The 13612-nt window shown below is 70.5% G+C and carries 15 protein-coding genes and 2 tRNA genes; 5 read left to right on the plus strand and 12 right to left on the minus strand.

Annotated features, from left to right (window positions below; all coding sequences use genetic code 11):
• Positions 1–26: 26 nt before the first annotated feature.
• The 6 genes from FSW06_RS06660 to moaC form a co-directional block, all read right to left on the minus strand.
• A tRNA-Phe gene (locus FSW06_RS06660) sits at positions 27–102 on the minus strand.
• 20 nt (positions 103–122) lie between these two features.
• Positions 123–196 (minus strand) — tRNA-Asp (locus FSW06_RS06665).
• 157 nt (positions 197–353) lie between these two features.
• Positions 354–1469: a ThiF family adenylyltransferase gene (locus tag FSW06_RS06670; protein WP_010122854.1), complete on the minus strand. Its 1116-nt coding sequence runs from the start codon at positions 1467–1469 to the stop codon at positions 354–356.
• On the minus strand, positions 1466–1933 hold the full coding sequence (locus FSW06_RS06675; protein WP_010122856.1) for a molybdenum cofactor biosynthesis protein MoaE: 468 nt from the start codon (positions 1931–1933) through the stop codon (positions 1466–1468). Before FSW06_RS06675 ends, FSW06_RS06670 begins: the two co-directional genes overlap by 4 nt.
• Positions 1926–2408, minus strand: a complete 483-nt coding sequence (locus FSW06_RS06680) for a MogA/MoaB family molybdenum cofactor biosynthesis protein (protein WP_010122858.1) — start codon at positions 2406–2408, stop codon at positions 1926–1928. The genes FSW06_RS06675 and FSW06_RS06680 overlap by 8 nt, the downstream gene beginning before the upstream one ends.
• Positions 2405–2923, minus strand: coding sequence for a cyclic pyranopterin monophosphate synthase MoaC (moaC, locus tag FSW06_RS06685; protein WP_010122859.1), 519 nt, complete (start codon positions 2921–2923; stop codon positions 2405–2407). Before moaC ends, FSW06_RS06680 begins: the two co-directional genes overlap by 4 nt.
• 80 nt (positions 2924–3003) lie before the next feature.
• On the opposite strand from moaC, the gene FSW06_RS06690 reads away from it, so the two are divergent.
• The 4 genes from FSW06_RS06690 (at position 3004) to FSW06_RS06705 (ending at position 6526) form a co-directional block, all read left to right on the plus strand.
• Complete coding sequence (locus FSW06_RS06690; RefSeq protein WP_010122860.1) at positions 3004–3282, plus strand: MoaD/ThiS family protein; 279 nt, start codon at positions 3004–3006, stop codon at positions 3280–3282.
• The gene (locus FSW06_RS06695) at positions 3283–3894 is read left to right on the plus strand and encodes an NTP transferase domain-containing protein (RefSeq protein WP_010122861.1); all 612 of its coding nucleotides are present in this window, start codon (positions 3283–3285) and stop codon (positions 3892–3894) included.
• A complete protein-coding gene (locus tag FSW06_RS06700; RefSeq protein ID WP_010122862.1) occupies positions 3891–5147 on the plus strand; it encodes a molybdopterin molybdotransferase MoeA in 1257 nt (418 codons plus the stop codon). The genes FSW06_RS06695 and FSW06_RS06700 overlap by 4 nt, the downstream gene beginning before the upstream one ends.
• Positions 5148–5416: 269 nt before the next feature.
• Positions 5417–6526, plus strand: a complete 1110-nt coding sequence (locus FSW06_RS06705; RefSeq protein ID WP_139024621.1) for an endonuclease domain-containing protein — start codon at positions 5417–5419, stop codon at positions 6524–6526.
• Positions 6527–6766: 240 nt separating this feature from the next.
• Here FSW06_RS06705 and FSW06_RS06710 read toward each other — a convergent pair whose 3' ends face one another.
• The 6 genes from FSW06_RS06710 to modA form a co-directional block, all read right to left on the minus strand.
• The gene (locus FSW06_RS06710; RefSeq protein ID WP_010122865.1) at positions 6767–7627 is read right to left on the minus strand and encodes a formate/nitrite transporter family protein; all 861 of its coding nucleotides are present in this window, start codon (positions 7625–7627) and stop codon (positions 6767–6769) included.
• 266 nt (positions 7628–7893) lie between these two features.
• Positions 7894–8376, minus strand: coding sequence for an HPP family protein (locus tag FSW06_RS06715; protein ID WP_010122867.1), 483 nt, complete (start codon positions 8374–8376; stop codon positions 7894–7896).
• Positions 8373–9386 carry a LysR family transcriptional regulator gene (locus tag FSW06_RS06720; RefSeq protein ID WP_010122869.1) on the minus strand — a complete coding sequence of 338 codons (1014 nt, stop codon included), beginning with the start codon at positions 9384–9386 and terminating at the stop codon, positions 8373–8375. The genes FSW06_RS06715 and FSW06_RS06720 overlap by 4 nt, the downstream gene beginning before the upstream one ends.
• Before the next feature lie 91 nt (positions 9387–9477).
• On the minus strand, positions 9478–10707 hold the full coding sequence (locus FSW06_RS06725; protein ID WP_010122871.1) for a molybdopterin molybdotransferase MoeA: 1230 nt from the start codon (positions 10705–10707) through the stop codon (positions 9478–9480).
• 15 nt (positions 10708–10722) lie between these two features.
• Positions 10723–11529: a molybdate ABC transporter permease subunit gene (locus FSW06_RS06730; protein ID WP_010122873.1), complete on the minus strand. Its 807-nt coding sequence runs from the start codon at positions 11527–11529 to the stop codon at positions 10723–10725.
• A 15-nt stretch (positions 11530–11544) separates the two neighbouring features.
• Positions 11545–12351 (minus strand): molybdate ABC transporter substrate-binding protein, encoded by an 807-nt coding sequence (gene modA, locus FSW06_RS06735; RefSeq protein WP_010122874.1) that lies wholly within the window; start codon positions 12349–12351, stop codon positions 11545–11547.
• Between the two features lie 183 nt (positions 12352–12534).
• Here modA and moaA point away from each other — a divergent pair, with 183 nt between their 5' ends.
• Positions 12535–13590, plus strand: coding sequence for a GTP 3',8-cyclase MoaA (moaA, locus tag FSW06_RS06740; protein WP_010122881.1), 1056 nt, complete (start codon positions 12535–12537; stop codon positions 13588–13590).
• Positions 13591–13612 lie beyond the last annotated feature (22 nt).

The raw sequence follows: 13612 nt of genomic DNA on the forward strand, positions 1-13612 counted from the left end.
AATCTCTTCCGCGGGGGTTTTCGCTGTGGTGCCCAGACCAGGGATCGAACCAGGGACCTTACACTTTTCAGGCGTACGCTCTACCAACTGAGCTATCTGGGCAAGAAGGGCGAACCCTTTTGCGACCCTGATGGGACTTGAACCCACGACCTCCGCCGTGACAGGGCGGCGCGCTAACCAACTGCGCCACAGGGCCGTGCAACGTCCACCCCGGTATGACCCGGAGTGTCTCGCACGAGACGATACTGTACACAGACTCCGACTGGGGCTGCAAACCAGCATGTCAGCGGCACTTTCGCTCTGCTGCCGGACACTGCCGGACGCCGCAGGCGGCTGTCGGGGGCTACCAGCCGCTACTGGGCGTCCAGCCAGGCGTTGATGCCGCCCGGGTAACTGGTCCCGTCGATTCCGGACGCCGCGAGGATGTCCACCGCCTCGGCCGACCGCACACCGGCGGCACAGTAGACGACGAGGGGGCGTCCGGCCGCGGTAGCCTCCCCGGCGAGCTCCCGGGCCACCGGAGGGACGGCCTCCCGCAGGGTGCTGAGGGGGACATTGACGGCGTCCGGCATGTGGAAGGCGTCGAACTCGTCGGGCTCGCGGACGTCCATGAGCACCGCACCGGTGAGATCGGGCAGGTCGACCGGGTCATCACCGGTGGAGTCGGCCGGCACCGGATCGCCGTGGGCGGCGTCCTCCGGCACCCCGGTGACCCGGTCCTTCACCCGCTGCGCCACCGTCGGATCCGCGGCGACCGGCAGATACTCCCACACCCCGGTCAGGCCCGTGTAGTAGCCGAGCTTCCCGGTCAGCGGTTCGCCGATCCCGGTCACCAGCTTCACCGCCTCCAGCGCCATCGCGGAGCCGACGACGCCCACCAGTGGGCCGAGCACCCCACCGACCGCGCAGGACGGCACCGATCCGGCCGGCGGGGCGACGGGGAAGACATCCTCGTACACCGGGCCGTGGCCGGCCCAGAACACCGACAGCTGCGCATCGAACCCCAGGATCGACCCCCACACGTGCGGCACGCCGAGCACCGCGCACGCATGGGAGGCGGCGTAGCGGGCGTCGAAATTGTCGGTGCCGTCGAGCACGACATCGGCACCGCGCAGCAGATCGACGGCACCGGACGCCGTCAGGCGCCGCTGCACGACCGTCACCTCGATCTCCGGGTTGCGTTCCAGCATCTCGCGTTTCGCCGACAGTGCCTTCGGCTCGCCGACGGCCGCGGTCTCGTGGATGACCTGACGGTGCAGGTTGGACAGTTCCACCACGTCATCGTCGATGACGGTCACGTGGCCGACTCCGGCGGCGGCGAGGTACAGCAGCGCCGGGGAGCCGAGCCCGCCGGCGCCGATGACGGCGATGTGGGCCTGTTTCAGCGCGGCCTGCCCGGGGCGTCCGAAACCGTCGAGGACGAGCTGGCGGCGGTACCGGGAGAGTTCGCGCGGACTGAAGTCGCTCACAATCCCACCCAGTCCGTCGAGCCGTCGGTGTGTTCCTGTTCCTTCCAGATCGGCACCTCGGACTTCACCCGGGTCGCGAACTCGGCGATCGCCTCGAAGGCGGGGCCGCGGTGTGCGGCGGCGACGACCACGAGGAAGGCCAGGTCGCCGATGTCCAGCGAGCCGGTGCGGTGCTCGGCCCACAGCCGGATCTCCGGGTGGGCGCGCACCGTCTCCTCGGCGATCGCCGCCAGGGCGGCGGGGGCGGTCGGATGGTGGGTGTAGTCGAGTTTCGTCACACCCGTGCCGTTGTCGTGGTCGCGGACGGTGCCCTCGAAGGTCACCAGGGCGCCCATCGCGCGGGTCTGCGTGGTGAGTTTCGCGGCGGCGAGATGGTCCTCCAACGGGTCGGCGGAGATGGCGGTGTGGACGACGGTGCCGGTCTGCTCGGCGACGTAGTCCGGGTCGGTGGCGGGATCACTCATGGTCACCGGCTCCTTCCAGTTGTGCGGTGATGTGGTCGAGGACGGGGTCGAGAACGGCGATGCCGTCCTTCACGCCGCCGCGGGAGCCGGGCAGCGTCATGATGAACGAGCGGCGGACCACCCCGGCGACCGCACCGGACAGCAGTGCGGTCGGTACCCCGTTGTCCGCGCCCCGCCGCCACACCGCCGCCGGCAGGCCCGGCAGTTCGTGGGTCAGGTGGGGACGCACCGAGGCGACCGTCCGGTCACCGGGGCTGATACCGGTGCCGCCGGTGGTGAGCACGATCCGCGGCAGGTCCGCCGACTGCAGCAGGTCATCAAGGTAGGCGGGGATGTCGCTGTCAGCGACGATGACCGGGTCGGGAGTGTCGTAGCCGCGGCCGCGCAGCCAGTCGACGAGCAGTGGGCCGGTCCGGTCGGTGTACTCCCCCGCGGCGGCCCGGGTCGAGGCGACGACGACGAGTGCGGTGGTCATCGGAGGTCCCCCGCCGCGTCGGCACGCACGTCCCACGAGCCGGACTTGCCGCCGGATTTCGCCAGGACGTGCACGTCCTCGATCACGCCGTGCTTGTCGACCGCCTTGATCATGTCGTAGACGGTGAGGGCGGCGCTGGTGACGGCGGTGAGCGCCTCCATCTCCACGCCGGTCACGCCGCGGGTCTTCACCGAGGCCTCGATACGCACGGCGTCCTCCTCGCGGACGAAGTCGACGGTGATCTTCCCCAGCGGCAGCGGATGGCACAGCGGGATGATCTCGGGTGTCTTCTTCGCGCCCATGATGCCGGCGACGCGGGCGACGGGCAGGGCGTCCCCCTTGGGCAGGCCCTCATTGCCGGGATCGAAGATCATGTCCAGGACATCGGGCCTGGTGCGCACCCGTCCGGTCGCCACCGCGGTGCGGCTCGTCTCGTTCTTTCCGGTGACGTCGACCATGTGCGCCGAGCCGTCCTCGCGGACGTGGGTGAGGTGGGTGGATTCCGTGCTGCTCATAGGTGTCCAGGTTACGCGGCGCACCGGACACTGCCACGCCCCGCCGCCACTGTCCCGGCACCGGCCTACACTGGGTCATCATGGTTGAGATCCACTATTTCGCGGCCGCACGCGCGGCGCGCGGTGTAGCAGAAGAACGACTCGGGGATGCGCAGGCCACCGGCACACTCGCCGCACTGCTCGACACCCTCGGCGCACGCCACACCGACGAGACCGCCGGCGGTATGACCCTCGCCCGGGTCTTCGACCGGTGCAGCTTCCTCGTCGACGGCCGCACCGTCACCCGGGCGGACGCCGCCACCGTCGACCTCGGCACCGTCACCCGTGTCGATGTCCTCCCCCCGTTCGCAGGCGGTTAGATGACTGTGCCGACCAACCCGACAAGCCCGACCAGCCACGCGATCATCGTCGCCGGAGGCGCCGGATCCCGGCTCCACGCCTCCGCCCCGGCCCGCACGCCCGACAAACCGCTGCTCACCGACTTCACCGGACGCCGCCTCATCGACACGGTCCTGGAGGCCTGCGCCGCTGCGGACTGCGCCACCCGGATCGTCGTCGGCCCGCCGATGGACCTGCCGGAGGATGTCCTGCGGACCCGGGAGGACCCGCCGCTCGCCGGCCCGGCCGCCGCTGTCGCAGCCGGGGTCCGGATGCTGGAGACCACCGGGGCGTCCGACGACGACCTGGTCCTGCTGCTCGCCGCCGACCTCGTCAACCCCGGCCGTGCGGTCACCGCACTGGCCGCCGGCGGCCCCGGGATCGGGGTGACCGGTGGTCGACTGCAGCCGCTGCTCTCCGCCGTGCGGCTGGCCGATCTGCGGAACGCCACCGCCGGCGACCTCACCGACCAGTCCGTCATGCGGATCCTCAAGCACCTCGACCTGCCGGAACTGCCGTTGCCCGGCGGCACCGCCACCGACATCGACACCTGGCAGGATGCCCTCACCCACGGCTACGGAAGGCCACAATGAGTCACGAGCACCACCAACCCGTCGCCTGGGACGAGGCGCGTCGCCGCATCTGCGCCGCTGCGTCCGCGACCGTGGCGGAGGTCCGGAAGCACCCGGCGCCCGGCGACGTGCTCGCCGCCGATGTGCCCGCGCCCATGGACGTCCCCCACTACACGTCGTCGGCCATGGACGGCTTCGCGGTGCGCGGTGACGGGCCGTGGCGGCTGCTCGCCGCACCGTTCACCGGGTCGCAGGGCCGCAACGTCCACCGCAGCGGCGGCTCCCTGGCCGACGGGGAGGCCCTGCCGGTCCTCACCGGATCACTGCTGCCCGAGGGGGCGGATTCCGTCATCCGCTCCGAGAACGCCGAGGTCACCGGCGAGGAACTGCATGCCGAGCATCCGGCGCCGGGGCGGGACATCCGCCCGTCCGGTCAGGAGTGGCACCTCGGCGACACCCTGCTGACCGCCCCGCGGCGGCTCTCCCCACGGCACGTCGCGATGCTGGGCGCGGCCGGCGTGGACGAGGTCACGGTCGCGCGGGCACCGAAGGTGGCGTGCGCGTTCACCGGCAACGAGGTCGTCGCCTCCGGGGTGCCCGGCCCCGGGGAGGTGCGGGACGCCTTCTCCGTCTCCTTTCCCGCACTGCTCACCGGCTGGGGTGCGGAGGTGGTGGCCGCCGAGCACCTGGCCGATGATCCGGTGGCCGTGGAGGACTGGCTGCGGCGGCCGGCGGTGCTGGACGCCGACATCGTGGTGATGACCGGCGGGTCGGGCCGCTCCGGTCAGGATTTCGCCCGCCGCTTCATCACCCGGGCCGCCCTGGCCAGTGGTGCCGGCGGCGAGATCCTCGCCGACGAGGTCGCCTGCCAGCCGGGGCACCCGACCCTGCTGGTCCGTCGCATCATTTCGGGACGCCCCCAGCTCATCGCGGGGGTTCCCGGTAACCCGTTCGCGGCCCATGTCGCGCTGCACTCGTTCGTCCAGCCTGCGGTGGCGACCGCTCTCGGGCTGGACGCCCCGGTGCTGTCCGGTGTGCTCGGCGCGGCTGTGGAGCCGATCCGCCGCGACCGGGTGCGCCTGATGCCTGCGGTGTCCGGGGTTGCGGGGGTCGGGTCGGGAACCCATGAGCCGGCGGATCCGGAGGCGGCACTGACGGTCCTGCCCGGCCGGCTGTCCCACATGCTCAGCGGCTACGCGGCAGCGGATGCACTGGTCATTGTCCCCCCGGAAGGTCTCGCGGCCGGCGACGGCGTCCGGTATCTCCCGCTGTAGCGCGCGGCTCCGGCCCAGGTCCGCGGAACGACCCGAGGTGCCGCCGTCCGTCGGCTCATGCCCGCGGAACGAACCCACAGGTCGAATTTTGGGCTTCAGAACCGCACCTGGGTTCGTGATCCCCGCATCGTGGATGCAGTGCCACAGCAACGCACATCCCTGCCCGCTCCACCACCCCCGACCTGCGATCTGTGGACAACCCGGTGTTGTCCACAATCCGGCGACACCCCGGTAGCGGCGTCCGCCACCATCGGCTTGACTGGTCCACCATGGAGAACACAGCGGGGGACAGCAGGTGGGACTGGTGGCGTCGGGCCGAACGGGAGGGCAGACTTCACCCGGGCAACGGCCCCGAATACACCCGACGGATACTGCCGAGCAGGCCACCGTTCCTCCGGAAGGCAGCCATCGCCGCAGGTCGCACCAGACATGCCCTGGAGCGGAAATTCATCACGGTGGCCCGGGGCGTCCTGTTCCGGCCACTGCCGGAAGACACCCCACAGCAGGTCCGCGGCGACGAGACCGGCGGATTCCCCGCCGATATCGTCACCCGCGCGCGGGCCCAGTATCTCCGCCACCCCGACCTGGTCATCGACGGATGGGGAGCCCTGGCCTTCCTCGGGCTGCTGTACTGGGCCGACTCGGCACCGGTCGTCCTGCTCACCGACGGCAGCGGAGCCGGATCCACCGACTGCGGTACCGCCGGCGACCGGTCACTGAAACCGGTGTACCGGCCGTGGCGGAAGGACCGGCCACGGACAACCTGCACCCCGGACCCGGTGTTCCCCGGACTCCGGTGTGTCACCGCACCATCGGCGACGGCCGAGGTACTCCAGTCGATCATCCGGCGGAAACACCGGCCGCCGGTCCCCGACATCCCCGGGCTCTCCGACATCGAGGTCCGGTGTGTCCAGCTCGTCGACGCCGTCCTGCAGTGCACGACCGCGACACTCGCCGAGATCCGGGACGCCTGTCGTGGGGTGGTGGGGCGTCGGCTGCTGCGCCGGGTGCTGGCCCTGGTCGACGATGGTGCACAGACCCCGCGGGAGACACTGCTCCGGCTCATCATCCGGGACGCCCTGCCGGCCGGTTTCCGCTGGACATCACAGGTGCCCGTCTCCTGGGGGTCCGGGCGCGGGATGAGCACGGTCCTTGACCTGGCCTGTGAAGAGTTGAAGATCGCGGTCTACTACGACGGCGCCGACCACCACGGCAGCGAGCGCAAGGACCGGGACATCGACCAGATCCAGGAGCTCAGGGACCGCGGCTGGGAGGTGCTCCGGGTCGATGCGGAACTGTTCCGGAACCGGGTGAAGTTGCACCGGCTCCTCGACAATATGGTGGTCCGGGCGCTGGCGCGGCATGGCGAGGCTGCGTGAGCACTCTCGCTGAGCCAGGTTGGAGTCCCGGCGCCTGAATTGTCGGGATCACGAACCCAGGTGCTGCTGGCCCACCTGCGATGTCGGGATCACGAATCGAGGTGCTGCTGCGCAACCTGCGATGTGGGGATCACGAACCCAGGTGCGGTTCTGGAGCCAAAAATTCGACCTGTGGGTTCGTTCCGCGGGCATGGGCCGACCGACGACAGCCCCTCGGTTCGTTCCGCGGGCATGCCCGACCTAGTCGCGGTAGAGCTGCGCGCCCTTCGACTTGCCCTGGTTCAGCCAGGCGTAGACCCCGCCGATGAGCAGGCCGCCGCCGATGAAGTTGCCGAGCAGTGCCATACCCCAGTTCTTCAGCACGTTGCCCCAGGTCAGGGCGTCCAGCACGGAGGGACCGTCGGCGAAACCGTCACCGAGGCAGAAGTAGGACAGCGTGAACAGGGAGAAGTTCGCGATGAGGTGCTCCAGGCCGAGGACGACGAAGGCACCGATGACGAACTGGGTGAACAGGAACTTCCCGGCGTAGTCCTTCATGATCAGACCACCGACGATGGCGACGTTGACCAGGAAGTTCGCGAGAATGCCCTCGAGCAGGATGCCCCACGGCCCCTTGGTCAGCTTGCCCTCCGACAGCGTGGCGATGAGGTGGTCGGCACCGAGGCCGCCGAGCTTGCCGGACTGCCCCAGGATGATCGCGACGATGATCGCGCCGACCAGGTTGAGGACCACGGTCCACAGGATGATGCCGATGGCCTTCGCCCAGCCCAGGTAGCCGCGGACGGCACCCCAGACCATGTACATCATGGTGCCGGTGGCCAGCTCCGCACCGATCTGGAGGATCATCGCCAGGCCGATGAAGAAGCACATGCCGAACACCACGGCGCCCAGTCCATGGGCCACCCCTTCGACGGCGTTGCCCGCGACGGCGGCGAAGGCGGTGCCGAGGGTGAGGTACACGCCGGCGAGGATCGCGCGGACCGAGTAGCGCAGCGGGTCGTCGCCGAACAGGGCGACCTTCTTGAGGATGGCCCCGTGCGTGGCGGTGTTCACCCCGCCGTCCAGCGCAGCGGGTGCGGATGTCTCTGATATCTCGGCCATGGTCAGGCCCTCCTCATCGGCGGTATGTCCTCGGAAAAACGTCAGTGCGTGGCACACGCGTCCGTGCGTGCCCACGCATCACGGGGAAGGACGCTACTCCGCTCTGACACGATCCACCGAACACCCCTTCGGCTGTTCCGGACAGTGTCGGTGCAGTTCACGGCGCCGTGAGCTGGGACACAGCGAACCATTGAGCGGCAAAACCGAATGAACGTGCGGAAATACCTGACACATCATTCACTAATTCGGGGGTGGGAACCCCGACATCACCGGTGCAGCCGCTCCCCCAGCAGCCGCCGGTACACCAGCCCCAGCACCACGATGATGACCGTCCCCACCAGGATCGGGGTGAGCAGGTACCACCAGTCCTGGGCGTCCTGCATGATGATCAACGGCAGCGACGCCGCCGGCGGATGCAGGATCCGCAGCCCCGTCATCGCCATGACCGCCACCCCGGTGGCCAGTGCGAACGCCCACCAGCTCCCCGGCAGCAGCGACAGGGCGACCAGCCCGCACACCGCCCCGGCCAGGTGCCCGCCGATGACGTTCACCGGCTGGGACACCGGGGCGACGGGCAGCACGAACTCCAGCACGCAGGACGCCGCGAAGCTGGTCATGAGGAACGGGTGGCCGACCACCTCGGTCAGCAGGCCGAGCAGCCCGATGACCAGCGTCACCGCCACCCCGGAGACCAGCACCGCCCACGGTGCGAACCTGTGCTGGGTACGCCGGAAGCCGGCGGGGATCACCGGGCCGCCCGGTCCACCGCCGCGGCGAGGGCGGGCACCGGGTCGACGTCGAGCCGGACGAGGGCGACCTCCATCGCCACCGTCGGATCCTGCAGCCGGCGGACCTCGAGGTCTGCGACACTGCCGGCCCGCGGTGCAGTGACCGAGGCCTCCGGGACGATGACGGCCCACTGGCCGGTACCCGCCAGGGCGAGCAGCGCCTCCGCGGAATCAGCCACCGCCGAGGGGGTGACCGTCACACCGGCGGCCGCCATGGCGTGGTCGAACTCCTCACGGGCACGCATCCCCGGGGCGAGCAGTGCCAGCGGCAGCCCGGCGAGGTCCTCCCCGGTCACGGCCTTCTGCCCGGCCTTCACGGCCTTGATCGCCTTCCCTGCCTCGATCGCCTTCCCTGCCTTCCCGGCAATCCCGGTCCTGTCGTCGTCGACCCCTCCGACCGTCGCGGTCGCGTCGATCCTGTCGAGTACCCCGGGGCGTCCGGCGAGCACGAACCGGGTGGTGCCGAGACGGGCGAGGTGGAGTCCCGCACGGCCGGCACCGTGGGCGTCCGCCCGGCCGGCACGCGGGTGGATGATCCCCGCGTCGAGATCGTGGGAGCGGATCCGCTCGGCGATCTCCTCACTGCGCAGTCCGGTGACCAGATCGACGGTCACCCCCGGGTTCGCGGCGGCGAGGCGGGCGAGGATGTCGGCGGCCCAGCCGGTCCCCGACGGGATGGTCCCGAAGCGCAGCGTGGCGGCGAGTGAACCGTGGGCGGCGGCGAGATCCTCACCGAGGTGCCGTTCATCGGCGAGCATCCGGCGGGCGTAGGCGAGCACGATCTCCCCGTCGGGCGTCAGTCCGTGGAAGGAGGTCCGCCCGCGGTCGACGAGCTGCACGCCGAGTTCCTTCTCCAGTTTCCGGACCGCCTCGGACAGGGTCGAGGTGGTGACGAAGCAGGCTGCGGCGGCGCGGCCGAAATGGCGTTCGCGGGCGAGGGCCTCGAAGTAGGTCAACTGGGACAGGAGCACGGTTCCCGACGCTACCCCACGACGAGGGGTCCGCCCGTTCTCCGGACGTGAGGTCGCGTCGGATTGTTCCGGAATACTGTCCGGCACGACCTCACAGCGGGTAGACGGTCGCGGTCTGCCCGGCGGACAGTTCCGCGCCGGCGGGCACCCGCAGCAGGGCGGACGCCGTCACCGACTGTGCCAGCAGATGCGACCCCGCCCCGCCGACCGGGGAGGCGGTGAGCCGTCCGGTGTCATCCACCGACAGGACCGCCCGGAGGAACTGGTCCTTGGCGGGCAGCCCGGTGAGATCCCGGTCGACCACCGCGGTCACCGGCGCCGGAGCCTCCCCCAGTGCCGGGGCGACGAACAGGCGGAAGCTCACGGCGGTGGAGACCGGGTTGCCGGGCAGGCACACCACCGGGACGCCGGCGAAGACCGCGCAGCCCTGCGGGCCGCCGGGCTGCTGGGCGACATGGCCGAACCAGGCTGTGCCGCCTGTGCCGCCTGTGCCGCTCGCGTCCCCGAGCACCTGGCGGACGACCTCGAAGCGGCCGTGGCTGATGCCGCCGCTGGTGATCACGGCGTCCGGCCGGTGGGTGGTGACCGCCCCGTGCAGCAGGGCGCGGAACACCGCCGGATCGTCGGAGGTGCGGACGTGGCCGGCGACGGTGATGCCGTGGCGGGCGCACAGGGCGGCGAGCAGCGGTCCGTTGGCGTCCCTGATCGTGGCGGAGTTCGGGGCAGAACCGGCACCGTCGGCCTCACTGATCTCGTCGCCGCCGGTGCACAGCAGCACCCGCGCGGGCCGTCGCACCGGCAGTCCCGTGATCCCCTGCGCCGCGGCGACGCCCACGGTGCGGGGGTTGACGACATGCCCGGCGGGCAGCAGCTCCGACCCGGCCGCGATGTCGGAGCCCTGCGGGCGGACGAACTGTCCGGCGGGCGCGGCGGGCACCGTCACCCGACCTGCCGTCTCCGCCGCGGCGAAGTCCGGCGGAGTGCAGGTCTCCACCTTGACGACAGCGGCAGTGCCGGCGGGCAGCCGCGCCCCGGTCATCACCGGCACGACCGCGTCGGCGATCCCCCCGGGCAGCAGCGTGTCCGGGTCATGGCCGGCGGCGACGGTCGGGCCGACCGGGAAACTGCCTCCGGCGAGGTGCCGCTCCCCCAGCGCGTAGCCGTCCATCTGCGAGTTGTCGAAGCGGGGCGAGTCCTCCACGGCCACGACCGCGCGGGCGAGGGTGTGCCCCACCGCCGCCGCGGGGGCCAGGTCGGTGATCTCCCGGGTTCCGACGAGGTCGCGGACCGCGGCGAGATGGTCCTCAGGGGTGCGTGTCATGGGTGTCCTTCCCGGTCAGCGGTGTATCAGGCGCACCGCGGCGATCCCACCGACGACCAGCACGTAGATGCCGATGAGCATGATGCAGGCGCCGAGCGCCTGGTCCATGTCGTTGGCGGACAGGCCGAGTTCGATGAGCAGCGGGATGGTGCGTGTCTCCCCGGCGACGTTACCCGCGAACGTCAGCGTGGCCCCGTACTCCGACAGGGCACGGGCGAACGACAGGACGGTGCCGGTGACGATGCCGGGCCAGGCCAGCGGCACGACGATCCGGGCGAGGGTCTGCCAGCGGGACGCCCCGTCGACCGCCGCGGCCTCCTGCAGCACCGACGGGATGCCGTGGAGGGCGGTGACCGTGGTGGAGACGAAGAACGGCAGCGTGACGAAGACCTGAACCACGATGACCGCCAGCGAGGTGAACGCGACGCGGATCCCGGCGGTCTCCAGCGGCTCGCCGATCAGCCCGTGGCGTCCCCAGAAGAACACGAGGGCGAGCCCGGAGACCACCGGGGAGAGCACCAGCGGCGCATACACGACCAGCTGGACGCCCTGGGCGGCCCCCGGGTGCCGGCGGGCGAACTCCGCGAGCCACAGGGACAGGGGCAGTCCCAGCACGATGACGATGACGGTGGCGGTCACCGCGGTGCCCAGCGAGAGGGTCAGCGACTGGACGGACTCGTGGGCGGTGACCAGCTCGACCGCACGGTTCCACGGGATGTTGAGCAGCAGCGCGACCAGCGGCCCGAGCAGGGCCAGTAACGCGACGAACCCGACGACGCTCAGCGTCGCCGGGACGGCGGTGGTGCGCGTGCGACGTGTCACCGGGTGCGGCACCTGCTACGCGGCGCCGAAGCCGTAGGAGGCGAGGATCTGCTGCGCCTTGTCGGACTGCAGGAACTTCAGGAACGCGGTGGCGTTGTCCTTGTTCGCGCCGGCGGTGGTGACGGCGGCCGGGTACCTGTTGGGCTCAGCCCCCTGGACCGGGATGGCGTTGAGCTTGCCGGCCTTGGCGTCGGTCGAGTAGATGAAGCCGGCGTCGACGGCACCGGTGCTGATCTTGGTGGTGACGTCGGCGACGTTGGCTTCCTCGGTCGGGTTCTTCAGCGTGATGCCCGCGGTGTCCAGGACCTTGTGGGCGATGGTGCCGCAGGGCACGCCGTCGGCGCAGACGGCGATGCGGGCGTCCTGCTTGTCCTTGAGGTCGTCGACGCTCTCCAGGTCCGCCGGGTTGCCCTCGGCGGTGGCGAGGACGAGCTGGTTGGTGGCGATGGTCACCGGCTCCGAGTCCTTGAACTTGAACTCCTTGAGGTCCTGCGCCTTGTCCATGTTCTCCTCGTCGGCGCTGATGAACAGGTCGGCGTCCCCGCCCTGGTCGATCTGCTGGACGAGCTTGGAGGAGCCGGCGTAGTTGTACTCGACCGTCACACCGTCATGCCCGTCATCGGCGAAGGCCTGCGCGAGCTCGTCGCCGACGTTCTTGAGGGACGCCGCCGCGTAGACCTTGACGGTGTTCTCCGGATTGTCGGAGCTGTCACCGTCACTGGAGCAGGCGGTGGCGAGCAGCAGCACGAGGGCCGCGAGAATCGCGAGCAGGCTGGCGTAACGGCCCCGTGCGGAGCCCAGGGATCGGGCGGTGGTGGTCATGGAAGTCCTCTCGGAAGCGGTCTCCGCTGTCGCCGTGGGCCGCAGCGGGTTACAGTGGGACACGTTAGTTGACACAGCCAACCTCCCCCCGCCCACCCTGCTGACCTGCATAAGGTTTCGCCGACCGGGTGTACGGTCCGACCGAACGATCCAGATTCTACGCACGAAAGGAGCCGCACGACGATGACCGCGCTCCTCCCCACCCCGACCCGCACCCTCGCCGACCGGTGGGGGCGTGTCGCCGACGATCTCCGCATCTCGCTGATCGACAAGTGCAACCTGCGCTGCACCTACTGCATGCCCGCCGAGGGCATGGTGTGGCTGAAGAAGAACGAACTGCTCACCGCCGAGGAGGCGGTGCGTATCGCCGATCTGGGCGTCCGGCTGTTCGGGGTGCGCGACGTGCGTTTCACCGGTGGCGAGCCGCTGGTCCGCCAGGATCTCGCCGACATCATCGCCGGGGTGCGGAAACTGCACCCGGAGGTGCCGATCTCCATCACGACCAACGGCATCAACCTCGACAAGCGGATCGACTCGCTCGTCGAGGCCGGGCTGACCCGCGTCAACGTCTCGCTGGACACCGTCGACCGGGAAACATTCAAGAAGCTGACCCGCCGCGACCGGCTGCCGCAGGTCATCCGTGGTCTGGAGGCGGCGAAGGCGTCCGGTCTGGAACCGGTGAAGGTCAACGCGGTGCTCATGCGCGGCATCAACGACACGGGTGCGGCCGATCTGCTGGAGTGGTGCATCACCCGCGGCTACCAGCTGCGCTTCATCGAACAGATGCCGCTGGACGCCGACCACAACTGGGCACGGCGCAACCTCGTCTCCGGTGCGGAGGTGCGGGAGCGGCTCTCGCAGCGCTACGACCTGTCGGTGGATCCGGTGCCGCGTGGGTCGGCCCCGGCGCAGCTGTGGGAGGTGCGGGCGAAGGATTCCGCGCCCGATTCCCCGGTGCTCGGCAAGGTCGGGGTGATCGCCTCGGTGACCGAGTCCTTCTGTGCGGCGTGCTCGCGTACCCGCATCACCGCCGACGGCAAGGTGCGCAGCTGCCTGTTCTCCCAGGAGGAGACCGACCTGCTGTCGGTGCTGCGCTCGGGTGCCTCCGACGACGAGGTGGCCGAGGTGTGGGCCGGGGCGATGTGGAACAAGCCGCGCGCCTACGGTTCCGACGAGGTCACGCTGAACGATCCGGAGTACGTGCAGCCGGACCGGACGATGAGCGCCATCGGCGGGTAGCCGGGGGTTGGCCGGGGTCGAC

The sequence above is a fragment of the Corynebacterium nuruki S6-4 genome, from assembly GCF_007970465.1.
Lineage (GTDB): Bacteria > Actinomycetota > Actinomycetes > Mycobacteriales > Mycobacteriaceae > Corynebacterium > Corynebacterium nuruki.